At 56.6% G+C, this 22,144-nt stretch carries 24 protein-coding genes and 2 pseudogenes; 21 read left to right on the top strand and 5 right to left on the bottom strand.

Annotated features, from left to right (window positions below):
- Positions 1-2 precede the first annotated feature (2 nt).
- The 18 genes and pseudogenes from FVE67_RS00100 to FVE67_RS00185 all read left to right on the top strand — a co-directional run.
- Positions 3-425: pseudogene (locus FVE67_RS00100) on the top strand (RAMP superfamily CRISPR-associated protein); the annotation flags it as partial.
- A 4-nt stretch (positions 426-429) separates the two neighbouring features.
- Positions 430-789 (top strand): hypothetical protein, encoded by a 360-nt coding sequence (locus FVE67_RS00105; protein ID WP_210534609.1) that lies wholly within the window; start codon positions 430-432, stop codon positions 787-789.
- Complete coding sequence (locus FVE67_RS00110; RefSeq protein WP_168718651.1) at positions 786-1,649, top strand: hypothetical protein; 864 nt, start codon at positions 786-788, stop codon at positions 1,647-1,649. Before FVE67_RS00105 ends, FVE67_RS00110 begins: the two co-directional genes overlap by 4 nt.
- Positions 1,650-1,755: 106 nt before the next feature.
- Complete coding sequence (gene tpiA, locus FVE67_RS00115) at positions 1,756-2,508, top strand: triose-phosphate isomerase (RefSeq protein ID WP_168718652.1); 753 nt, start codon at positions 1,756-1,758, stop codon at positions 2,506-2,508.
- Positions 2,501-2,941: a CoA-binding protein gene (locus FVE67_RS00120; protein ID WP_168718653.1), complete on the top strand. Its 441-nt coding sequence runs from the start codon at positions 2,501-2,503 to the stop codon at positions 2,939-2,941. The genes tpiA and FVE67_RS00120 overlap by 8 nt, the downstream gene beginning before the upstream one ends.
- Positions 2,928-3,599, top strand: a complete 672-nt coding sequence (locus FVE67_RS00125) for a hypothetical protein (RefSeq protein ID WP_168718654.1) — start codon at positions 2,928-2,930, stop codon at positions 3,597-3,599. The genes FVE67_RS00120 and FVE67_RS00125 overlap by 14 nt, the downstream gene beginning before the upstream one ends.
- A 107-nt stretch (positions 3,600-3,706) precedes the next feature.
- Positions 3,707-4,174 carry a 4Fe-4S dicluster domain-containing protein gene (locus FVE67_RS00130; RefSeq protein ID WP_168718655.1) on the top strand — a complete coding sequence of 156 codons (468 nt, stop codon included), beginning with the start codon at positions 3,707-3,709 and terminating at the stop codon, positions 4,172-4,174.
- A 1-nt stretch (position 4,175) separates the two neighbouring features.
- A complete protein-coding gene (locus FVE67_RS00135; protein ID WP_246167902.1) occupies positions 4,176-4,547 on the top strand; it encodes an NADH-quinone oxidoreductase subunit A in 372 nt (123 codons plus the stop codon).
- Positions 4,538-5,053, top strand: a complete 516-nt coding sequence (locus tag FVE67_RS00140; protein WP_168718656.1) for an NADH-quinone oxidoreductase subunit B — start codon at positions 4,538-4,540, stop codon at positions 5,051-5,053. Before FVE67_RS00135 ends, FVE67_RS00140 begins: the two co-directional genes overlap by 10 nt.
- Positions 5,054-5,056: 3 nt before the next feature.
- Positions 5,057-5,620 carry an NADH-quinone oxidoreductase subunit C gene (locus tag FVE67_RS00145; RefSeq protein WP_168718657.1) on the top strand — a complete coding sequence of 188 codons (564 nt, stop codon included), beginning with the start codon at positions 5,057-5,059 and terminating at the stop codon, positions 5,618-5,620.
- Positions 5,610-6,839 (top strand): NADH-quinone oxidoreductase subunit D, encoded by a 1,230-nt coding sequence (locus tag FVE67_RS00150; RefSeq protein WP_168718658.1) that lies wholly within the window; start codon positions 5,610-5,612, stop codon positions 6,837-6,839. The genes FVE67_RS00145 and FVE67_RS00150 overlap by 11 nt, the downstream gene beginning before the upstream one ends.
- 9 nt (positions 6,840-6,848) lie before the next feature.
- On the top strand, positions 6,849-7,838 hold the full coding sequence (gene nuoH, locus FVE67_RS00155) for an NADH-quinone oxidoreductase subunit NuoH (RefSeq protein ID WP_168718659.1): 990 nt from the start codon (positions 6,849-6,851) through the stop codon (positions 7,836-7,838).
- A 13-nt stretch (positions 7,839-7,851) separates the two neighbouring features.
- Positions 7,852-8,388 (top strand): NADH-quinone oxidoreductase subunit NuoI, encoded by a 537-nt coding sequence (nuoI, locus tag FVE67_RS00160; protein ID WP_168718660.1) that lies wholly within the window; start codon positions 7,852-7,854, stop codon positions 8,386-8,388.
- A 3-nt stretch (positions 8,389-8,391) separates the two neighbouring features.
- A complete protein-coding gene (locus tag FVE67_RS00165; protein WP_168718661.1) occupies positions 8,392-8,910 on the top strand; it encodes an NADH-quinone oxidoreductase subunit J family protein in 519 nt (172 codons plus the stop codon).
- Positions 8,910-9,209 carry an NADH-quinone oxidoreductase subunit NuoK gene (gene nuoK / locus FVE67_RS00170; protein WP_343036333.1) on the top strand — a complete coding sequence of 100 codons (300 nt, stop codon included), beginning with the start codon at positions 8,910-8,912 and terminating at the stop codon, positions 9,207-9,209. The genes FVE67_RS00165 and nuoK overlap by 1 nt, the downstream gene beginning before the upstream one ends.
- Before the next feature lie 4 nt (positions 9,210-9,213).
- The gene (nuoL, locus tag FVE67_RS00175) at positions 9,214-11,223 is read left to right on the top strand and encodes an NADH-quinone oxidoreductase subunit L (protein ID WP_168718663.1); all 2,010 of its coding nucleotides are present in this window, start codon (positions 9,214-9,216) and stop codon (positions 11,221-11,223) included.
- Positions 11,224-11,239: 16 nt separating this feature from the next.
- Positions 11,240-12,781: an NADH-quinone oxidoreductase subunit M gene (locus tag FVE67_RS00180; protein ID WP_246167903.1), complete on the top strand. Its 1,542-nt coding sequence runs from the start codon at positions 11,240-11,242 to the stop codon at positions 12,779-12,781.
- Entirely contained in the window at positions 12,762-14,171 is a 1,410-nt protein-coding gene (locus FVE67_RS00185) for an NADH-quinone oxidoreductase subunit N (RefSeq protein ID WP_168718664.1), read from the top strand. The genes FVE67_RS00180 and FVE67_RS00185 overlap by 20 nt, the downstream gene beginning before the upstream one ends.
- A gap of 3 nt (positions 14,172-14,174) precedes the next feature.
- Here the strand turns inward: FVE67_RS00185 and FVE67_RS09435 are convergent, their stop codons facing one another.
- Complete coding sequence (locus FVE67_RS09435) at positions 14,175-14,297, bottom strand: hypothetical protein (RefSeq protein ID WP_281347177.1); 123 nt, start codon at positions 14,295-14,297, stop codon at positions 14,175-14,177.
- Positions 14,298-14,382: 85 nt separating this feature from the next.
- On the opposite strand from FVE67_RS09435, the gene FVE67_RS09300 reads away from it, so the two are divergent.
- Together FVE67_RS09300 and secG are read left to right on the top strand one after the other, a co-directional pair.
- Positions 14,383-14,544 carry a hypothetical protein gene (locus tag FVE67_RS09300; protein WP_246167904.1) on the top strand — a complete coding sequence of 54 codons (162 nt, stop codon included), beginning with the start codon at positions 14,383-14,385 and terminating at the stop codon, positions 14,542-14,544.
- Positions 14,545-14,608: 64 nt separating this feature from the next.
- On the top strand, positions 14,609-14,938 hold the full coding sequence (gene secG / locus FVE67_RS00195; protein ID WP_168718665.1) for a preprotein translocase subunit SecG: 330 nt from the start codon (positions 14,609-14,611) through the stop codon (positions 14,936-14,938).
- A 3-nt stretch (positions 14,939-14,941) separates the two neighbouring features.
- Here secG and FVE67_RS00200 read toward each other — a convergent pair whose 3' ends face one another.
- The gene (locus FVE67_RS00200) at positions 14,942-15,859 is read right to left on the bottom strand and encodes a hypothetical protein (protein ID WP_168718666.1); all 918 of its coding nucleotides are present in this window, start codon (positions 15,857-15,859) and stop codon (positions 14,942-14,944) included.
- 144 nt (positions 15,860-16,003) lie between these two features.
- Here FVE67_RS00200 and FVE67_RS00205 point away from each other — a divergent pair, with 144 nt between their 5' ends.
- Positions 16,004-17,083 carry an HDOD domain-containing protein gene (locus tag FVE67_RS00205; RefSeq protein WP_168718667.1) on the top strand — a complete coding sequence of 360 codons (1,080 nt, stop codon included), beginning with the start codon at positions 16,004-16,006 and terminating at the stop codon, positions 17,081-17,083.
- On the opposite strand, the gene fdhF is transcribed toward FVE67_RS00205, so the two are convergent.
- From fdhF to FVE67_RS00220, 3 genes and pseudogenes are all read right to left on the bottom strand, one after another.
- Entirely contained in the window at positions 17,080-19,677 is a 2,598-nt protein-coding gene (gene fdhF / locus FVE67_RS09305) for a formate dehydrogenase subunit alpha (RefSeq protein ID WP_246167947.1), read from the bottom strand. The two genes, FVE67_RS00205 and fdhF, sit on opposite strands and share 4 nt — an antisense overlap.
- A gap of 45 nt (positions 19,678-19,722) precedes the next feature.
- A pseudogene (locus FVE67_RS09310) lies at positions 19,723-21,180 on the bottom strand (FAD-dependent oxidoreductase); the annotation flags it as partial.
- Between the two features lie 56 nt (positions 21,181-21,236).
- Entirely contained in the window at positions 21,237-22,133 is an 897-nt protein-coding gene (locus tag FVE67_RS00220) for a dihydropteroate synthase (RefSeq protein ID WP_168718670.1), read from the bottom strand.
- Positions 22,134-22,144: the final 11 nt, after the last annotated feature.

Below are 22,144 nucleotides of genomic sequence, written 5' to 3' on the forward strand. Positions count from 1 at the left end.
CCCTGGTACCTGACCGGCTGTTTGCCCATATCGTCAACAGCAACCTGGAGGTGCGCACTTCGGTCTCCATCGACCCGGCCACCGGCGCGGCGGAAGAGAAGGCCCTTTTCTCCTACGAAGCCCTGCCGCGGGGAACGGTACTGGTGTGGGAGATCATCGCTAAGAACCCGGCGCATTTTCAGATTGGCGGCCGGTCAATTACAGCAGTGTCCACGCCACAGGCGGTTCACAATAAAGCCCAACAGGCTCATCCTTACTTGGAACATCTGGGCATCGGGGGCATGGGCACCCGCGGCATGGGGCGCGTGGAGGTGCTGTATGCGAACACATGGTCTGCCACGGGGACAGCATCCTGCCAAGAAAGCCAGTCTTCCGAAGAGCAAACCGAGCGGGAAACAGAGGATCAAGGGGAGGCAAGCCATTAGTGAAATGCAAAAGACGAATCTGGACATCAGGTGCGCCGAACTGGGGCGCGAACTGGCGAAAAAGGTGGCGGACGAAAAAGTGTTCAACCAAGCCCTCGCTGTCTTGGAAGAACAGGGCCCTTATGCCATGTTCCTTTACCTCAAGGCCCGGCATGACAAGGTGGCGGGTGCCATCTGCGATGCCTTTCGTGAGTTTCTGAAAGAGACCTTTTCCGGTCGATTGGATGGGACAAACGACGTGCTGGATGCTGTCAAGACGCTTGCAGAAGACCTGGATGCCCTGCTCTTCGCCCGCGACCTGCTGCGCACGGCGCTTTCCTACGCCCGTTATCATCTCAAAGCCGGGGGAGGTGGTGCATCATGAGCTGGAAGATGTATCGCTGGATCTGGCGACTGGAGGCGCCGCTACATATCGGGATGTACCCCGCGGGGATGCTCAATCGGACCCGTCTTTATGTGCCGGCCCGCACCCTGTGGGGCGCCCTTACCGCGGAACTTGCCCGTCGAAAGAAAGATTCTTTTCCAGATTATCTAAAGGAAGGCGAGAACCTCCGCCAGAAAACACGCCTGAGCTATCTTTTTCCTGCCCAACCGGTCAACGAAAAATGGCAGGCCTGGCTTCCCCAATACGAAGAAGGCCAGGGGTTTTTGTGGAAGCGGGAGGATGAGGGCAAGTCCGCGGCAGATAGGGAGTTCCGGAGGTGGCTTCTCGGGACTCGACCAGGAACGGCCATCGATCCGAACTCGGACACCGCCGCCGAGGGCACTCTTCGGGAACATGAGGTCATCAACCCCTGGTCCTGCTGGGGGGAACGCGGAAGCCCTCAGCCGGTAGCCCTGGTCGGATATATCTTCCTCTCGAAGGATACCGAGGAGATTCTTGACCTTGATGAACTTTTCCTCGGAGGAGATACCCGTTATGGATTGGGGCGGATCAAAAGGATAGAGTATTCGGAAGACGAGAGCTTTTTCGGAGAAGAAGTGAGACTAGAAAAACATCCGGTAGTTATGACCAAATTCCTTCGAGCTCACGTCTTCTCTCCAACAGAAGTTGCCCTTTCCGGAGCCCTCGAAAGGCTCGCGATGTGGAACCATCAAGAATTTGAGTCCCTCGATCGGGTGGCCTGGGTGCCCGGGTCTAAACCATCTCCTGATAAAAAATCATCTCCTGAAATATTATCGTGGGTCATCCGGGAGGATGGTTTCTGGATGCAACAAAAATAGAAGCGGTGTCCTGATCATGCCTTCCAGGAGCCCTTTTCCAAGCCTAGACAGAGCCTCTAAAATTCTATATAAAAGCCGTGGTGGTTTTTAAAAGCGAGGAGGGGCTATGCGCAGGCCGCTTATTGCCGGAAATTGGAAGATGCACAAGACCGTAAGGGAGACCCTGGATTATATACGCCGCTTTCGGGATCTGGTCTCCGGAGTGACCGACCGCGAGATCATGATCGCCCCGCCCTTTACCGCCCTCTACGCCGCAGGAGAGGCCCTTGCCGGAAGCTCCATCCGCCTCGGGGCGCAGAATGCCCACTGGGCCGAGGCCGGAGCCTTTACCGGAGAAATATCTCCAGTAATGCTTAAAGAATGTGGTGTAACTTACGTTATTATTGGCCATTCTGAAAGAAGGCATATTTTTGGGGAAACCGACGAAATGATCTGCAAGCGACTTTCCGGGGTGATGGGGGCTGGGCTGCGGCCCATCCTCTGTATCGGGGAGACCCTGGAAGAACGCGAGGCCGGAAAGACCTTTGAGGTTTTGGAAAGACAGGTAAAGGCTGCCTTGCAGGGCTTTGCGGCCGAGGATCTTCGGGAGCTGGTGGTGGCCTACGAGCCGGTCTGGGCCATCGGGACCGGAAAGACGGCTACCCCGGAGCAGGCCCAGGAGGCCCAGGCCTATGTGCGCCGGCTGCTTGCGGATTTTGGGGGAAAGGAATTCGCGGAAGGAATTCGCATCCTTTACGGAGGAAGCGTAAAGCCGGAAAACATCTCCGCCCTTATGGCCCAGCCCGATGTGGATGGGGCCCTGGTGGGCGGCGCCTCGCTGGATCCCGAAACCTTTGCCCGGATCGTGAAATATGCCTGAGGCCTGCCAGATTCCGGACTATTCTCAGGTAGAGCCCGAGGCCCTGGAGGTGGTGAGGAAGTACCGGAGGCTGGCCATCGTGGGGGCCAGCCCCAAGCCCGAAAGGCCCAGCCACCAAGTCATGAAGTATCTCCTGGAGCAGGGCTTTGAGGTGGTGCCGGTAAATCCTGGGCAAAAAGAAATCCTGGGAAAGACCTGCTATCCTTCCCTTTCGGCCATTCCGGAGGAAAAGCGCCCGGAGGTGGTCATTGTCTTCCGGCGTGCGGAAGAGGTGCCCCCTATTGCGGAGGAGGCCGTAAAGATCGGGGCCCGGGTGCTCTGGCTCCAGGAGGGCATCGTAAGTTCGGAGGCCGCCGAGATCGCTCGCCAGGCTGGCCTCACCGTAGTCATGAATCGCTGTTTCAAGAAGGTCCACACCCTTGCCCGCCGCTGAGCCTTCCCGACTTCTTGAGCTCTGGGAGAGGGCCCGGCGTCATCCTCCCCAGGTCCTGGAGAGCGACCTGGCCCTCCTGACCCGAACTTATCTAATCCATCTTGATGCGCTCTTAGAAAAGGGCCTGGAGCGGGCCGGAGAGTATCTCCAGGTGGCCTCTTACCTGGTCTATCTCAAAAGCCGTCTGCTCCTTCCGCGTCCGGAAAAGGAGACCGCGCCCGAGGAGGAAGGCCCTTCCCGTATACAATTTTCCTCGACTCTTCCCGGTATCCTGCCCGAGGTCCTGGACGGTCTAACCGTTCTGGGAAAAGACGTATTCGTGGCTCCGGGCCTGTTTCCCGAAAGGGGGGAGCTTTCCCTGGAGATGGAGGAGTTGGTTCGGGCCCTTCTCCAGGTCTTGGAAAGAGCCCATCCTCCGATGACCGAGATTCCGCGTCTGGAATCGCTCTTCCAACGCCTCCTTGAAGAAACCTTGCGTTATCTCGAAAACCGGGAAAAATTTTTGCTGCAAGAATTTTTAGAAAATTACCAGGATAAACTGGAAAAATTAGCGGCTATTCTGGTGGTTTTGGAACTTTCTTTTCGAAAAATCTGCCGTATTTTCCAGAACTCCCCCTTTTCCGAAATCGAAATCGTAGCTCGCACCGAGGAATTTTAAGTCCGGGAAAAAAATACCCATAAAAAGGGGAATTTTTCCCCGTCACCTTCCCGGACCAGAAAACTTCCGGCTTGACTTGAAAGCGGATCTTATGGCTTAAATAAGGCATGCCATACACGGTAGCCCACGACCCAGAAAAGTGTGATGGGTGTCTTAACTGTGTGAAGGCCTGCGCGGAAACGCATGAAGGGCTGGCCAATTGCCAGATCCTCACCTGTGGGGGCAAGTTCGTCTATTTTTCCTGTATGCAGTGCAAAAAGCCCCAGTGTGCGGAAGTTTGCCCCACCGGGGCTATGCGTCGGGAAAACGAAATTGTGATCCTTCTGCGGGATCTTTGTGTGGGTTGTGTCAACTGTGTTTATGCTTGCCCCTGGGGGGTGCCGCGCTTCAATCCCCGGACCGGTCGGGTGGGCAAGTGTGATCTCTGTCACGAAAGAGTGGCTTCGGGAGGGAAACCGGCCTGTGTGGAGGCCTGTCCCAACGAGGCCCTGGCCGTAAAGGAGGTCAAACCTCCGGCCAAAAAGGCCGCGGCGGCTAAAAAAGCCGCCGCTAAGGCCGCTGCCAAGGAGGGGTAGGGTGGGAGAACTGGGCCTGGCTTCTAAGTATCTTCCCATCTTGATTCTGGCCATTCTGGTCTTCGTCATCGGGGTCTCCATGCTCATCCTGAATGCCATCCTGGGCTTGAAGCGCCCTTACCCCGAAAAACTCATCCGCTATGAATGCGGTCTTCCCCCTTCCGGAGAGCCCCGACATCCCTTTTCGGTCAAGTTTTACGCCATAGCCATCCTTTTTGTGGTCTTTGACGTGGAGGCGGTCTTTCTTTATCCCTGGGCGGTCTCCTTTGACCGGCTGGGGGCTTTGGCCTACGTAGAAATGGTGGTCTTCATCGCTCTACTTCTGGTGGCCTACTTCTATGCCTGGATCAGGGGGGCCTTTCAATGGGAGTAGAAAAAGAGACCGTGGAAGTAGCACCTGGGGTAAGGCAGATCCCGGAAACGCCGGTCTTTATCACCCCGCTGGACAAGCTCATCAATTGGGCCCGTACCGGCTCTCTCTGGCCCATGACCTTCGGTCTGGCCTGTTGCGCCATCGAGATGATGGCCACCGGGGCCAGTCACCACGATCTCGACCGGTTTGGGATCATCTTTCGGGCCTCTCCCCGGCAGGCTGACGTTCTGATTGTGGCCGGCACGGTGACCAAGAAGATGGCCCCGGTAGTGCGCCGGGTCTATGACCAGATGCCCGAGCCCCGCTACGTAATCGCTATGGGAAGCTGTGCCTGCACCGGGGGGGTCTTCCGCACCTACTCTACGGTGCAGGGCTGTGACGAATTTCTGCCGGTGGACATTTATATTCCGGGTTGCCCCCCGCGGCCGGAGGCCCTGATGTATGGGTTACGTAAGCTCCAGGAGAAGATCCGCCGCGAGGCCGGGCGCTGGGGAGCTTGGAGATAGGCCATGAGTGAGGTCGTAGAAAAACTCAAAGAGCGCTTCGGGGCCGCGGTACTCGCCGAAGAGGTTTCCTGCGGACAGCAGGTAGTCTTTGTCTCCCGGGAGGCCCTTCGGGACGTGGTGCGTTTTCTGCACGACGAAATGGACTTCAAACACCTGGCCGACCTCTGCGGGGTGGACTATCAGGGCTATAAACCTAAACGTCCGGTGTCCGAGCGCTTCGAAGTGGTCTATAACCTCTATTCCCTTTCCCGGAAGGAGCTTTTACGTCTCCGGGTGCCGGTGCCGGAGGAAGACCCCCGGGTTCCCAGTGTGACCTCTGTCTTTCGGGTGGCCAACTGGTTTGAAAGGGAATGTTACGACATGTTTGGAATTCGTTTCGAGGGGCATCCCGATCTCCGACGTCTTCTCATGCCTGAGGATTGGGAGGGGCATCCCCTGCGCAAGGACTATCCGCTGGAGCTGGAAAAGGAATGGCCGGAATACGAACGTCTGCGAGAGAAGGCCCGGGAGCTTTCCCGGTACGAATGGGGAGGGCGTGGGGTGAGGGGAGGGGAGCATGGCGCCTAAGGTAGAGATTGTTCAGCGTCAGTTTGGGCATCCCGAGTGGGAAGAACCCTTTGTGGTGAACATGGGGCCGCAGCACCCTTCTACCCACGGGGTCCTGCGGCTCTATCTGGAACTCGATGGGGAGAGCGTGGTTCGTTGCGATCCCCGTATCGGCTATCTCCACCGGGGGCTGGAGAAGCTTTCCGAAAACCTCACTTACACTCAGGCCCTGGTCCTCACCGACCGCCTGGACTATATCTCCTCCGCAGCCAACAACGTGGGTTACTGCTTGGCCGTGGAAAAACTCATGGGGCTTGAGGTCCCGCGGCGGGCCCGGCTCCTGCGCACTATTGTCTGTGAGATGGCCCGTATCTCCAGCCATCTCCTCTGGCTGGCCACCCACGCTCTAGACATCGGAGCTATGACGGTTTTCCTTTACTGTTTCCGCGACCGCGAGTGGCTTCTGGATATTTACGAAAAGATCTGTGGGGCCCGGCTTACGGTGAGCTACGCCCGGGTGGGCGGGGTAAGACTGGACTTTACCCCGGAGATTGTAGAGGATCTTTACCGCTTTACCGAAGAGTTTCCGGGACGGATTACGGATTACGAGACCCTGATCGACGTCAATCGCATCTGGCTCAAGCGGACCAAGGGAATCGCGGTGGTCCCTCCGGAAAAGGCTCTAAATATGGGACTTACCGGTCCTTCTCTGCGCGGCTCCGGGATCCCTTATGATGTGCGCAAATTCAAGCCCTACGACGCTTACGACGAGGTGGAGTTTGAGGTCCCCGTGGGGAAAAACGGAGATACCTACGATCGCTACCGGGTGCGTATGGAGGAGTTACGGCAGGCCAATCGCATTATTCGCCAGTGCTTGGACAAGCTCCCGGAGACCGAAGGGGAGCCGGTGGTGGCTGAGGGGGCTCCGGATCTTCTCATGCCCGAAAAAAAGAAGGTCCCGCAGGCGGCTCCTCATCCTAAGAAGGGCTTTTTAGTCAAGGGGGCGGAGGCCCCGGTGGTCCCTCCGGGAGAGGTTTATGTCTCCATAGAGGCCCCTAAAGGGGAGCTGGGTTATTACCTAGTAAGCGACGGTTCGGGGAAGCCCTGGAGGGTGCGGGTGCGAGCCCCTTCCTTTGTGCATATTTCGGCCATTCCGGAGATGGTCAAGGGGCACATGGTGGCGGATATTATCGCGGTGATCGGAACTCTGGATGTGGTCCTGGGAGAGTGTGATCGTTAGGAGGGGGGCATGGAGGCCATTTTGAAATCCGCCCTGCCGACACTGATCTTGATTGGAGAGGCCTTGGTGCTTCTGGTGGTGGCCCTGCTTCATGTGGCCTATACCACCTATGCCGAACGGAAGATCATCGGACGGATGCAACAGCGGCTCGGGCCCAACCGGGTAGGGCCTCGGGGACTGCTACAGCCCATTGCGGACGTGCTCAAGCTCCTTACCAAGGAAGACATCGTCCCCCTAGGGGCCGACAAGACCCTCTTTTATTTAGCGCCTCTTATTTCTCTAGTAGCCGGGGCCACGAGTCTGGCGGTCATTCCGGTCTGGGAAAAGTTCGTCCTGGCCAACGTCAATGTGGGGCTTTTGGTCATTCTGGCCTTGAGTTCTCTTTCCTCCTACGGGGTGATTCTTTCGGGTTGGGCCTCCAACTCCCGCTACGCCTTTTTGGGAGGGCTGCGGGCCTCGGCTCAGGTGATCAGTTATGAGGTGGCTATGGCCCTTTCTCTCGTAGGGGTCATGCTTATGGCCGGCTCTATGAATTTGGCCGAGATCGTGCGGGCTCAAACGGCAAGTTCTTTCAAGATCTACGCTATTCCTCAGATCATAGGCTTTTTTGTCTTTATGGTCTCGGCCATTGCGGAGACCAACCGGGTGCCCTTCGATCTTCCCGAGGCCGAGACCGAATTGGTGGCCGGTTATTTCGTGGAATACAGCGGAATCCGTTTCGGGCTCTTTTATCTGGCCGAATATTTCGGCATGGTGGTCATGAGTGCCGTAGCCGTGACCTGTTTTCTCGGGGGCTGGGCCGGACCCTTTGAGGTGCCGGGGTTGCCCTTTTTCTGGTTCTTGGTGAAATTATACGTCCTTCTCTTCTTCTACATCTGGGTGCGGGCCACGCTTCCGCGTTATCGATACGATCAGCTCATGGGCCTGGGCTGGAAGGTCCTGATTCCGTTATCCCTAGCCAACATTCTGGTGACCGGGCTCCTTAAGCTCTGGGTGTAAAAGGGGAGGAGAGATGAATCCCTTAAGGACTATTTTTCTTACCGAAATCGCCAAGGGGCTGGCGCTCACCCTGCGCAAGATGTTCAGCCGGCCGGTCACAGTGCAGTATCCGGAGGAAAAGAAACCCGTAGCTCCGGGGTTTCGCGGAAGGCACGCCCTGGTAAGGGATCCAGAAACCGGTCGGGAACGTTGCATTGGTTGTCTGCGTTGCGCCAAAGTCTGTCCCTCGCGGTGCATCTACATTGAGACCGAAAGGGATCCGGAGACCCGACGCCTGGTGGTCAAGCGCTACGATATTGAAGCTTTACGGTGTGTGTTCTGTGGGTACTGTGAGGAAGTCTGTCCGGTAAACGCCGTAGTGCTTACCGAATTTTACGAATACGCTGGGGAAAGGCGAGAGGACCTCTACTTCGACAAAGAAAGACTCCTCCAGAATTGGGACGAGTTCATCGTGACCCAGAAGCGTCCCTATTTCAATCCCTATTGGAAACCCCGGGGGATTCCGGAGAGTCGTCTTCCCGCGCCCAAGAGGAAGGCCGAGGGGGTATAGGAGATGGAGAAAGTCCTTTTCGGATATCTCAGTCTAGCCATGTTGGTCTCGGCCCTGCTGGCCGTATTTTCGCGCAACGCGGTCAAGGCCGTACTCTGGGTTTTGGTAATGTTTCTCCATCAGGCGGTCCTGTTTCTTACGCTTCAGGCCGAATTTCTGGCCGCGGTGCAGGTCATCGTTTACGCCGGGGCGGTGCTGGTGCTCTTCCTCTTTGTGGTTTACATGATCAACCTTCGGGAAGAATTGCGTCTTCCCCGGTTTCTGGGGTCCTATCCCCTGGCCTTTCTGGCGGTTTTTGGCCTGCTGGTCCTCGCTGCGGCCGGGCTTTCGGGCTACCATACGGCACAAGCCCTAGGGATACTCACCCCGGAGGCCTTGCTTAAATACGGCCATGCGCGGCTTCTAGGAGAACATCTCTTCCGGGAGCATCTCCTGGCCTTTGAGGTGGCCGGAGTGCTCCTCCTGGTGGCCGTCTTGGGAGCGGTAGTCCTGGTAAGGCGGATCAGGGAGGGGGCGGTATGATCCCGGTAAACTGGTATCTGTGGCTGGCGCTGGCCCTTTTTGCGGTGGGGCTCTTTGGGTTTGTAAGCCGACGTAACGTGATCATCATGCTTCTATCCATCGAGATCATGCTCAATGCGGCTAACGTAGCCCTTGCGGCTCTAGGAACCCGGATGCAGGATGTGACCGGTCACATCCTGGTCTTTTTCGTCATTGCGGTGGCCGCGGCGGAAGCGGCCATCGGTCTTTCGCTGGTGGTTCTGCTTTACAAGCGCTTTCGGGAAGTACATATGGATGAAGTCCGCAGGCTAAAGGGGTAAGACCATGCACGGAGAGGCCTTACAACAAACGGTTCAACACCTCGTTCAGGCTGCCGAGGGTCTGCGCTACAGTGCCGAAGCCCTTCATTATACGATCTGGATACCCGGACTTCCCCTCATAGCGGCGGTAATCACTCTCGTCTTCGGGCGTTGGTATATCCGGGAGCGGGCCCACTGGTTACCCTGTATAGCGGTCTTCGGATCCTTTCTTCTTTCGCTCAAGGCCCTCTGGGATGTAATTCACGGAACCTGGGCCAGTTTTGACCTCTTCTCCTGGGTGGTGGCCAGCGGGATCAAAGTGGGGGTGGGCTTTCAGATCGATCCCCTTTCGGTGATGATGCTGGCCATGGTCACCTGCCTTTCCTTTCTCATTCATGTGTATTCTATCGGTTACATGGCCGAGGATCCCGGTTATTACCGCTTTTTCTCTTATATATCTTTATTTACTTTCTCTATGCTCATGCTGGTTTCCGCCAACAATTTTCTGCAGCTCTATTTTGGCTGGGAGGCCGTGGGGCTCTGCTCTTACCTTCTCATTGGGTTCTGGTACGAGAAAAAGAGTGCGGCGGATGCCGCCAAGAAGGCCTTTATTGTCAACCGTTTCGGAGACTTTGGCTTTGCCCTAGGGGTCTTTCTGGTCTTCGTCTATTTTGGGAGCCTCTATTATCAGGAGATCTTCCCCCGGGCCCAGGAGATCGCCGGAAAGACCATCGATCTTCTGGGGCATCCGGTGGCGGTGCCCACCTTAATCTCCCTCCTTCTTTTCTGCGGGGCTATGGGTAAGAGTGCCCAGTTCCCGCTTCATGTGTGGCTTCCGGACGCCATGGAGGGTCCCACCCCGGTCTCGGCCCTCATTCACGCGGCCACCATGGTCACCGCCGGAGTTTTTATGGTTTCCCGCTGTCACTCCCTTTTTGAGCTTTCTCAAGTGGCTATGCTGGCCGTAGCTTTGGCCGGAACCATCACCTGTTTTATGGCCGCCACCATCGCCCCCACGCAATTCGACATCAAGCGGGTCATCGCTTATTCCACCCTTTCCCAACTGGGCTACATGTTTATGGCCTGCGGGGTAGGGGCCTTTGCCGCCGGAATGTTCCATCTCTTCACCCACGCTTACTTCAAGGCCCTCCTTTTCCTCGGAGCAGGCAGTGTCATCCACGCCATGCACCATGCCCCGGATCCTAACGATATGCGCTACATGGGGGGCCTTAAAAAATACATGCCGGCTACCTATTGGACCTTTCTCATCGCCTCTCTTTCCATCTCGGGTATCCCCGGGTTTGCGGGCTTTTTCAGTAAGGACGAGATCTTGGCCTCGGCTTTCTTCTCGGAATATCCCTGGGGCAAATTTGTCTGGCTGGTAGGCACGGTAGTGGCCGCCCTTACGGCCTTTTACTCCTTTCGGGTGGTCTTTATGGCCTTCCATGGAGAGTTCCGGGGCCGGGAGGTGATTCACGGAGAGCCTCATGAGTCGCCCAAAGTGATGACTATCCCCCTTATGCTGCTGGCCCTTGGAGCGGTGATTTCCGGCTGGATCGGTATTCCTGAGGTCCTGGGCGGGGGCAATCACTTTGCCCACTTCATGGCCCCGGTCCTGGGGCACCACGCCTTCCATGCCGAAAAATCTCTAGAGTTTGGACTCATGGCCGTCTCGGTGGCCGCAGGACTTCTGGGCATCTTCGTAGCCTGGTTAGCTTATATGAAACGTCCCAGTCTCCAGTACGTCTTTCCGCGTCGGCTACCCCTGGTCTATCGCTATCTTTACCGCAAATGGTACTGGGACGAAATTTATCTCTATCTTTTGGTCAAGCCTACTCTCTGGGTGGCCAATACCTTTGTCTCTCTTATTGTGGACACCTTTGTCATTGAGGGGACGGTGAACGGACTGCCCGAGGCCGTACGGCTTACCGGAAGCGGGCTCAGACGATTTCAGACCGGGGTGGTGCAACATTATGCCTTAATAATGGCCTTAGGGGCCTTGGCGCTCATGATGCTTTTGCATCATTACTTCTAAGGGGTGGAGCGGGACGATGATGGAGCTAAAAATGGCCGAATTTCCCTGGCTTTCCCTGATTATCTGGTTACCGGTGGCTGGCGCCCTTCTCCTTTTTCTCGTCCCCCGGCGGGCCGAGGGACTCATCAAGGGCCTGGCCCTGGTGGTGGCCCTGGCGGACCTCGTGGTGAGCCTTCCCCTCTGGTTCAATTTTGACCATCATTGGGTGGGCTTTCAGTTTGTGGAAAAGCACCCCTGGATCCAGGCCCTGCACGCCCAGTATTTCCTTGGGGTGGACGGCATCAGTGTGCTTTTCATTCTCCTTTCGGCCCTTATCACCGTGCTCTGTATCCTGATCTCCTGGGAGTCCATCACCGAAAAGGTCAAGGAATTTTACATCTCCCTTCTGGTAACCTCGGCGGCCATGATTGGGGTCTTCTGTGCCCTGGATCTTTTCCTCTTCTATGTCTTCTGGGAGGCCATGCTCATTCCCATGTATCTCATTATCGGGATCTGGGGCGGCCCTCGGAGGCTTTATGCCACCATCAAGTTCTTCCTTTATACCCTTCTGGGCTCGGTCCTCATGCTGGTCGGGATCATCGTGATCTATTTCAAGGCCGGAACCCTGGAGATCCCTTCCCTCATGCAGATGGGCCTTCCTTACAAGCTCCAGATCCTCCTCTTCCTGGCCTTCTTTGCGGCCTTTGCGGTGAAGGTTCCCATGTGGCCTGTGCACACCTGGTTGCCGGACGCGCACACCGAGGCTCCCACCGCAGGCTCGGTCATCCTGGCCGGAATCCTCATCAAAATGGGAGCTTACGGATTCTTGCGTTTTTCCCTTTCTTTCTTTCCCAAGGCCACGCTAGCGCTAGCGGTGCCCATGCTGATCCTTTCCATCATCGCCATCATTTATGGGGCGCTGGCCTGCCTGGCCCAGAGTGACCTCAAGCGGCTCATTGCTTACAGTTCGGTAAGCCATATGGGTTTTGTGACTCTGGGAATCTTTTCCCTCACGGGAAACGGAGTGGAGGGGGCCATCCTGCAGATGATCAACCACGGGGTGGTTACCGGGGCCCTCTTTATGTGTGTGGGTATAGTTTACGACCGGACCCACAGCCGGGAAATTTCTTACTACGGGGGGCTGGCCACGGTGATGCCCGTCTACGCGGCCTTTTTCATGGTCTTTACCATGGCCTCTATTGGTCTTCCGGGGACCAACGGTTTCGTAGGGGAGTTTCTCATCCTCCTCGGAACTTTTCAGGCCAAGAAATGGGCGGCAGCCTTTGCGGCTACGGGAGTCATCCTTGGGGCCTGCTATATGCTCTGGCTCTACCAGCGGGTCTTCTGCCAGAGGGTCAATCCTCAAATCGCGGGCCTTCCGGAAATGAATCTGCGGGAAACCCTGGCCCTCCTTCCCATGCTCATCCTGGTCCTCTGGATCGGTATTTATCCTAAGCCGTTTCTTTCTTTTATGCACGTTTCGGTGGGCCACCTTCTCCAACACGTACACTCTGTAGGATCGGTCCCGGGTATAACCCAGCTTATCAAGGAGGGGCTCCATGCCGTTTTCCCTGCTTAGTCTAAAGGCCGTCTCTCCAGAAATCTTTCTGGTTCTCCTGGCTTCCTTCATGGTCTTGGTGGATCGGGTGGTATCCAGCAAGAGCTTCTTTTTCTGGGTGGCTCTTCTGGGGACCGCTCTAACCTGGTGGCTCTGTAGAGAGGTGGTGGGAAGCCAATTCGCTTCTTATACGGCAGATCCCTACGGATTCTTTCTCAAGACCGTTTTCCTTCTGGCCCTCTTTTTGAGTGTGCTTATCTCGCCGGTTTACGCCAGCCGGGAGCGCTTTCATTTTGGAGAGTATTACGGGCTTCTTTTCTTTGCCGTCTGCGGCATGATGTTCATGGCTTCGGGGACGGACCTTCTGGTCATTTACCTGGGGCTAGAGCTTATGAGTCTTTCCATCTATGTCTTGGTGGCTTTGGGCTGGCGGGATGCGCGTTCTCTGGAAGGGGCTCTTAAGTATTTTCTTTTGGGTTCATTGGCCTCGGCCTTTCTGGTAATGGGGCTGGCCCTGATTTACGGGCTTGCGGGAACGATCTCCCTTTCGGAAATAGCCCGGGTCCTTTCCATAAGGACCGATCTTTCCGTCCTTACGGCCATCGCCTTTTTCCTCATCGCCCTGGGCTTCAAGGTGGCCATGGTGCCTTTTCACATGTGGGCTCCGGATGCCTATGAAGGGGCTCCCACGCCGGTTACGGCCTTTATGTCGGTGGCGGCCAAGGCGGCGGGCTTTGCCGCCCTGGGCCGGGTCTTTCTCTTGGCCTTTGCCCCGGCGCACCCGGCCTGGTCCCAGCTCCTCATCCCCTTTGCGGTGCTAACCATGTTCGCGGGGAACATTCTTGCCGTGGTTCAAACTAACATCAAACGTCTTCTGGCCTATTCTTCCGTAGCCCATGCGGGCTATATCCTGCTGGGGATTGTGGCCGGCACCAAAGAGGGTCTTTCGGCGGTCATGCTTTACCTGCTTATCTATGCCTTTATGAATATCGGGGCCTTCGGGGTGGTGGTCCTTCTCCAGAAGGAATCTGGGGTAGGGGAGGATATTTTTGAGTATCAGGGACTGGCCAAGTTGCATCCCCTTCCGGCCTTCTTTATGCTTCTTTTCCTCTTTTCCCTTACCGGGATTCCCCCTACGGCGGGTTTTATAGGAAAGTTTTATCTCTTCCGCTCCGTGGTGCATGCCGGGCATACGGGATTGGCGGTGCTTGCGGTTTTGGCCAGCGTGATTGCGGCCTATCCCTATCTGCGCATCGTAATGCTCATGTACATGAAAGACCCCCAGAGGGAGGTTTCTCTGGCCCCCTCGGCCTCTCTCTGGGTGGCCCTTACCCTTTCGGCCCTAGGAGTAATCCTCATCGGCCTTTATCCGGGAAGTCTTCTTACCAGTGCCCTTTATTCGGCCTTTTGAGCCCTACTTGGCCATCTTCCCGTTTTCTCCGAGGCCGGAAAGATGATCTATCTCCGCGGTCCGGTAAGGATGGAGATCCGGATTACGGGCCGGGGAGGAGAAAGGCAGGGAGATCAAGCTTTCCATTGCCCTGCAGAAACGCATAGGCGGGGCCCTTTTCGGGGGCGAGGGATTATTTCTTACCACGCTCACCGGTCCGGGAACGGTAGTGGTGCAGACCATGACCCTTTCCAAGCTCCGCAGGCAATTTCAGGCCGGGGGTTCCCGAGAGGCCAGTGAGTCTCCTCTGGGCAAGGCTGTAGGAGCAGGAGCCGTGGGCGGGGCCCTGGGCGGCATCTTGGGAAGCATCCTCTCGGAAGATACAGAATCTTGATTCCCTTGAAAAAGGCGAAAGAAAGGGTATAAAGAGCCTAACCCTCAGAGGAGGTAGGAGCGTAATGTTTACCGTGCTGGTGGTGGTGCAGGTGATTTTGGCCATCTTCCTGGTAGCTATCGTGCTAGTGAATGTAGGGAAGGGTTCGGAAGTGGGGGCGGTCTTTACCGGAAGTCAGGCCATTTTCGGGGGGGCCGGTCCCGGGACCTTCCTCAATAAAGTCACTGCCTTACTTGCGGTTCTTTTCTTTGCGAATTCTCTGCTTCTGACCTATCTTTCGGCCAAGCGCAATCGGGCTTCCTTGATGGAAAAGCCGCCAGCTCCGGTCACTGCTCCGGCCCCGGAAAAAAGCTTACCCACTCCGCCGCCCTTGCCAGTGCCTCCCACGAAGTAAGGCTCAGTAAAGGAAGCCTCCGAAGGAGCGGACCGTAAAGTGGTCCACTTCTCGACACATGAAAAGAAGGAAGGAGATATAAATTAGGGCCAGGAGCCAGGAGGGCAGACGCCGGCGAAGAAGGACCAAGGCCTGCCAAAGGCTCCAGCATTCCAGGGCAAAGGGCGGGAAGCCTAGGTATCCAGCAAGAGGCATCTCAAAAAGCTTCACCCGCATAAGCCAGGGCCAGGGAAGATGATAGATCCATTTGGTCCCGGCCCAATAATTCCAAGATTCCCAGAAAAGGCCACAAATTAATCCAGATAAAAGGAGAAAAAACGGGCGACGGAGGGAGCCCTGTTCAAGATCTCTAAGGAGGGATGCTTCCCGGTTTGCGAGATAAAGCGCCGGCTCCAAAAGGAGAAAGGCAAAGACCCAAACCAGGGGAAAGAAGAGTCGGGGATAAGCCAGAGGAAGGGCCAGGGAAAGCATCCCCAGAAAGACCGAAGGAAGGACCAGGGTCTGAGGGGAGCAGGGGGAGAAGGCCAGCCTTCGGGAAATCAGGGTCTCTAGAAAATCATAAGTCTCGAAGATTCCCGGAAGCACGGTAGCGAAGGCCAGAACGTATCCGATCCATCTTGCAAAAAGATTCGAGGGAACATGGACATAGGACCAATTTTTAAGAAAAAGGTTGAACCACTCGAAGATAAACCAGATGAAGGCCGACCAGAGGGAAAGTTGCAGGAATTCTTTGGGAGAGGAGGAAAGACGAGAGGAGCCCCGCCGGCGCCGGACCAGCCAGTCCACAAAAAAGATGTAGCTCCACCAGGCAAAAAGGTAAAACCAGGTGCGCAGAAAGGGGCAGCCGGAAAGGAGTCCGGCCCAGGCCAGGAGGAAGACCCCCAGGGCTAGCGGTCCGTAAATCTTTTTAAGCCTTCCCATTAAAGGTTTTAGTAGGGGCATTTCCGGCTGCGGTCAAGCCCTTCAGAATTTTACATAATATCTATTATCAGATATAAAGCTCGAGAAGGATTTTTAGAAAAAAGTTCTTGTCCTGGACGTCTTTTAATGCTATAAAATTTTTCAATGGTAACTGCCATTTTGGTAATTTTGGCCATGCTCCTTCTTTTGATCTATTTTCTTCGGCGTTCTCCGTCTTCTCCTCCTGCAGTTCCAACGCCCAAGGGAGAAACCCTATACACCGGAGAAAAACCCACGGATCTCTCTTGGGTCCAAACCCCGGAGGCAGACTCCGAAAAGTTGCGGGTGGAAGTGTACGATCTTGTCCAATATGACTTTGATCCCCGGCCGCAAATATCAGAGGCGGTCCTAGAAGAGGTCAAAAAATTTCTGGAAAAAGTTCCCCCTCCCAAGATCCTTGCCGGCCAAATTCAGCAGCTCCTTGAGGACCCTCGAACTTCCTTTTCTAAGGTGGCCAAGTTTATCTCTATGGATCCGGTCCTTACCGGAGAAATCTTGAAAATTGCCAACTCGGCCTATTACCGCACCGCAGCCTCCCGCAAGATAACCTCCGTGAACCGGGCCCTAGTCCTTATAGGCTACAACTATCTCCGCATGATTCTTTTACACTATTTCTTGGGTCGGGCGATCTCCGAACATTCCCCTCTTTCTCCCGAAGAAATAAAAGACCTCTGGAAACATTCTCTTCAGGTCTCGGCCATCATGGGCTACATTGCTCTCAAAAAGGGCTACGATAGCGGGCTTTACCTTACCGCCGGAATCCTCCACGATGTGGGAAAATTTTTCCTGCCCCTTTTTGGAGGCCAGGGAGCGGTGGCCGGCCTTGATGAAGGCTCTCCTCTCCAGGAAGAGGAAATCCTTTACGGTTTTACCCATACCTCGTTAGGGGCTTACATTACCCGCTACTGGGAGCTTCCAGAGGAAATGCAGGCGGCCGCAGCTTATCACCACCCCCGCTTGAGAAGCGACTTCTGGGATCTTCCTCCAGAACGCCGCCTTCTGGTAGGCTGGTTGACCGTGGCCGACTATCTTTCACACCTTTATGGAGGACTCAAGACCTCCTACGCTTATAAAGTTCCTTCCTGGATATTGGAGAAACTTCACCTATCTTCCCCGGAGGACCTCTTGGGTCCGGAACTCCTCTGGCACCTTCGGCGGGCCTCGGCCGTGGTGGAGGAATCTTAGGCCTTCTCTAGCCTTACGGCCGCCACCTTGTATTCCGGGGTGTGGACCTTTACCTCGAGCCCCGGACTGGTGATGAGGTTCGTCAAAGGTTCCAGGAAGTGAAAGTCCATAAAGACTTGTCCCGGATTTACCCGGGTGGTGAGGTGTACCCGGGCCTGAATCTCTCCCCTGCGGGAGATGATCCGCACCGGATCTCTTTCCCGCAGGCCAAGTCTCCGGGCATCCCGGGGGTGGATTTCTACCAGTTCCTCGGGGAGGACTTCCAGGAGGCCGGAAACCCTGCGGGTCATGGAGCCACAGTTATAGTGGTAGAGACGTCGGCCGGTAATCAGCACAAAGGGATATTCTCCGCTAACTTCCTCCTCCGGGGCCCAGTATTTGGGTTGACCAAAGGCGGCCTTTCCTGAAGGTCGCGCAAATTTTTCGGTAAACATAAGCTCTGTTCCGGGGTGATTCTCCTCCGGCACCGGCCAGCAGAGACCTTTTTCTTCCAAGCGCGCATAAGTAATTCCTGCAAAGCTGGGCATGACCCGACGCATTTCCTCGAAGATGTCCTCCGCACTTTGATAGGGCATCTCGTAGCCCAGCCGGCGGGAGACCTGCGCAATGATCCACCAGTCCGGAGGGAGGTCCTCCGGAGGCTCCACCAGTTTGCGTATGCGCTGGACCCGTCTTTCGCCGTTGTCCGTGGTCCCCTCCCGCTCAAAAAGACAGGCCGTGGGAAAGACCACATGGGCAAACTCTCCGGTCTTGGGAAAGAAGATGTCGTGCACCACCAGCAGATCCAGTTCAAGAAGGGCTCGCCAGACCCGAGAAATGTTGGCATGGGTCAGGGCCACATCGTAGCCCACGATGTAAAGGGCCTTAAGGCGCCCTTGGAGGGCTTCTTCATACATTATGGGCTCGGTAAGACCGGGTTTTTCCGGAAGGGGCCGTCCCCAGACCTCCTCAAACTTTTTGCGCACCAGGGGATCTTCCGGTTTCTGATAGCCCGGAAGCACGTACGGCAGGGCCCCCATGTCGCAGGCCCCCTGTACATTGTTCTGCCCCCTCAAGGGCATGGCCCCAGTGCCCGAACGCCCCACGTGCCCACAGAGAAGGGCCAGGTTAGCCAGGGCCATCACCCCCTGGCTTCCGCTACGATGCTCGGTCACCCCCAGGCCCCAGAGAATGAGGGCCCTTTCCGCCCGGGCGTAAAGCCGGGCCACCTGTTCGATATGCTCCCGCCGAATTCCCGTAAGCCTTTCTACCCGCTCAAGGGGCCATTCCTTGAGAATGTATTGGGCGAAGGCCTCAAAGCCCTCGGTGCGCTCTTCAATAAAGCGTCGATTATAAAGTCCTTCCTTGAGGATGACGTGGGCCATACCGTTAGCCAGAGGAACGTTGGTGCCGGGACGCAGGGGAAGCCAGATATCGGCCAGAGAGGCCAGTTCCGTGCGCCGGGGGTCCACCACCACCAGTTTGAGCCCTCGAGAGAGGGCCCGTTTGATCTTTCCGGCTACCACGGGATGGGCCTCGGTGGTATTGGTGCCCCAGAGGATGAGGACCTCGGTGCGATAGATCTCGTCGAAGCTTCCCGTGGCCGCCCCGGAGCCGAAGGTGGTCGCGAGACCCGCGACCGAAGGGGCGTGTCAGACCCGGGCCGGATTGTCTACGTTGTGGGTGCCCAAGACCGCCCGGGCGAATTTCTGGGCCACATAAGTATCTTCGTTAGGGGTCCGGGCCGAACAAAGGACCCCTAGGGCCTCCGGGCCATATCTCTCCCGGATCTCGGCCAGCCTTTCCGCCACAAAGTCCAGGGCCTCTTCCCAGGAGACCTCCCGGAAGTCTTGACCCCGATCCCTCCGCAGGAGAGGCCTCCGGAGCCTTTCGGGATGACGATAAAAGACATAGCCGAAGCGGCCCTTCACACAGAGGTCGCCGTAATTGGGGGGCACATCCGCCCCGGTAACTTCAAGAATGGTCCCGTTTTTGACCCGGGCCAGGAGATTGCACCCCGTAGCACAATAAGGACACACGGTGCGGATCTCCCGGGCCTCTTCCTTGGAAAAGGGCACGGTGGAGTCCTTGCGAGTTAAGGCCCCGGTAGGACAGGCGTCCACACAGGCCCCGCAGGAAACACAATGCTCCGTAAATTCGAAATGGATTTCTTCTTCCGGGGTCCCCTGAGCGTAGATCTTCAGTTGCAGGCCTTCGTGGAGACAACTGCGCAAACAACGGAAACAGCCCACGCATTTGTTGAGATCCACTTCGATAAAGGGATGAAAGGTTTCCAGGCGATATTTGGCCCGCTTGCGCCCCTTGGTAGCCGGGACCTCCTCGGCGATAAGGATCTCCCTGAAGGTGCACTTGTGAAATCCTAGACACCCGCACTTAAGGCATCTTTCGGCCTCCCTCCGGGCCGCCTCTTCCGGGAGAGTCCCTACCACTTCTTCAAAATCCCCTACCCTTTCCTTCGGCGGCCGTTCCGGAGGGCTTTTCCGAGGAATTATAGGGAATTGCTCATAAAATTCGAGATCTATTTCCTCGGGACGACGCCCGCGATTGAAATCAAACTTGACGGTGGGAAGACTTCTTGAAGGCTTAATCCCCATCAAATAGTTATGGATGGCTCCGGCCGCACGCCGAGCCGAGGCCACGGCCTGAATGACCGTCTTAGGACCGGAGACGAAGTCTCCTCCGGCAAAGACCCCCGGGAGGTTGGTAGCCAGGGTTCCGGTGGAGACCTTGAGCTGCCCTCCGGGGGTGGTGGCCAGTTTAGCCTCCAGTTTGCCGTAATTCTTGAAATCCGTCTGAGGTTCCTCCCCCCAGGCCCGCACCACCCAATCAAAGAGCCAGGTTTCTTCCGACCCCTCAAGAGGAATAACCTTTCGGGCCTTGGTCCGAGGATCGGGCTCGGAAAGGACCGTACGGGCCATGAGGACTCGGAACCCGGAATCGTCTTTTTCGATCTTCAGAGGCAAAGCCATGAGGAAAAGTTTTACCCCCTCGCTCTCTGCGGCCCGGATTTCCCTCTGCGGAGCGGGCATTTCTACTCGGGAGCGGGGATAGGCCAGGGTGACCTCCGCCCCTAGCCTCACCAAGGCCCGGGCCGTATCTACGGCGGTATATCCTCCACCCAATACCAGGACGCGATCCCCGCCTTTAATCGGGACTTCCCTTCCCACATTGAGGGCTTCGAGTAACTCCAAGGCCGAAAGGGCCGTCTCCTCCCCGGGCACCTCATGGCCCCGTTCCTTCCAGGAACCCACGGCCAGGAAGACCGCTTGGTATCCCTCAGAGAAGAGATCCTCCAAAGTAAAATCTCGCCCCCAGGCCACCCCGGTGCGCAACTCTATGCCTAAAGAAAGGAGCCCCTCGATCTCTCGGCGCAGGACTTCCTTGGAAAGCTTAAATCCCGGGATGAGCCAGCGGGGGATTCCTCCCGGTTCTTCCCGGGCTTCAAAGATGGTCACCTCGTGACCCTTAAGGCGCAGGTAATAGGCCGCAGTAAGGCCCGCCGGGCCGGCCCCTACTACGGCCACTTTCTTTCCGCTAGGAGGAGCTATTTCCGGTTTAAATTCCCCGTGGGTCAGGCCCCAGTCGGCCACAAAACGCTTAAGATCGTTGATGGCCACCGGAGTATCCACCAGGGCCCGACGGCAACGAGGTTCACAGAAACGGGGACAGACCCTCCCCACCAAGGCCGGAAGGGGAAGTTTTTCCTTGATGAGGCTCAGGGCCGCCCGGTATTCTCCCCGGGCAATTAAGGCGATATAGCCCTGGATGTTGAGGCCTCCCGGGCAGGGCTGTCCACAGGGGGCCTTGCAGTCCCCGTAATGGTTGACCGCCAGGGCCTCCAGTTTCCGGCGCCGGGCGTTTTTGACCGCTTCACTCTGGGTATGGACCCGCAGCCCGTCTTCCACCGGAGTCACGCAGGCCCGCACCAACCCCCTACCCTCCACCTCTACCAGACATAGACCGCAGGGGGTGGGAGAATCTTCCCCTCCGGGGAGATGGCAGAGGGAGGGAATGGAAATCCCGTGTCTTCTCGCCGCTTGAAGGAGGGTCTCTTGAGGATGGACCTCGTAAGCTCGCCCGTCAAAGTAGACCTGCATCCCCACCTCCCGGGAATGGCCTCAGAGAAGGGCGGGCCGGAGCCCGCCCGGAAAAATTAAAGCTCCAACCAGGATTCCGAAAAGATGGTCTTGCCTAAAAGGACCCGGGTGGTCTTGTAGATCTCAAGCTCTTTGGGAGAAAGGGTCTTGGGGTCCGGCTCGTCTCCGTCCATAATATCATGGACCAGTTTTACCCAATCCGGATGCTTCCCCTTGGCGATCTCCACCAGTTCCTGATCGTAAACATCCAGGATGGCGGAGTAAATATTATATTTCATGAGCATCATGAGGTAGACCCGGTTGAGATAGGGACGTAGGTGAGAGGCCACCCCGTTGGAAACATTGGAAAGGCCCACAGTGCTTTTGGCCCCGGGAGCAATATCCTGCAACATGGAGAGAAATTCCAGGCCGGCCAAAATCTGTTCCGCCCCTAAGGTAATGGGGGTGGCGATGGGGTCCACCCAGATCTTTTCATTGGGAATACCCGCCTCGTTGAGCTTCATAATCAGATCCACGGCCAAAGCCGCCCTTTCGTTGGCGTCCCGGGGCATCCCCTCCGGTCCCCAGAGAAGAGCCACCACATCGCAACCCAGTTCCGCCGCAAGAGGAATGAGCTTTTCCATCCTCTCCGGCTGGGCAGAGATGGAGTTCATGAGACAACGGGCCGGATTTTTGGAGGCCTTAAGGCCCGCGGCCATGGCCTCGGGATTGGTGGTGTCCAGGGAAATGGGCACATCCGTGACCTCTTCCACCACCTTTACGATCCAGGCCGCAAGCTCCGGGCCGTCCTTTTTGGCCGGGCCGATGTTGAGATCCAGATAGTCTGCCCCCCGTTCAGCCTCCTCCCGGGCCATCTTCTGGATGGGCTCGGGGTTGCGCTCCTTCATGGCCGGGCCAATGGTCTTAGACATAATGTTAATGGACTCGGCAATGCATACCACCTGCTGGCTCATAGCCTCCCTCC

Origin of the sequence: Thermosulfurimonas marina (genome assembly GCF_012317585.1) — a bacterium.
In the GTDB taxonomy this organism is placed as follows: Bacteria; Desulfobacterota; Thermodesulfobacteria; order Thermodesulfobacteriales; family Thermodesulfobacteriaceae; genus Thermosulfurimonas_A; species Thermosulfurimonas_A marina.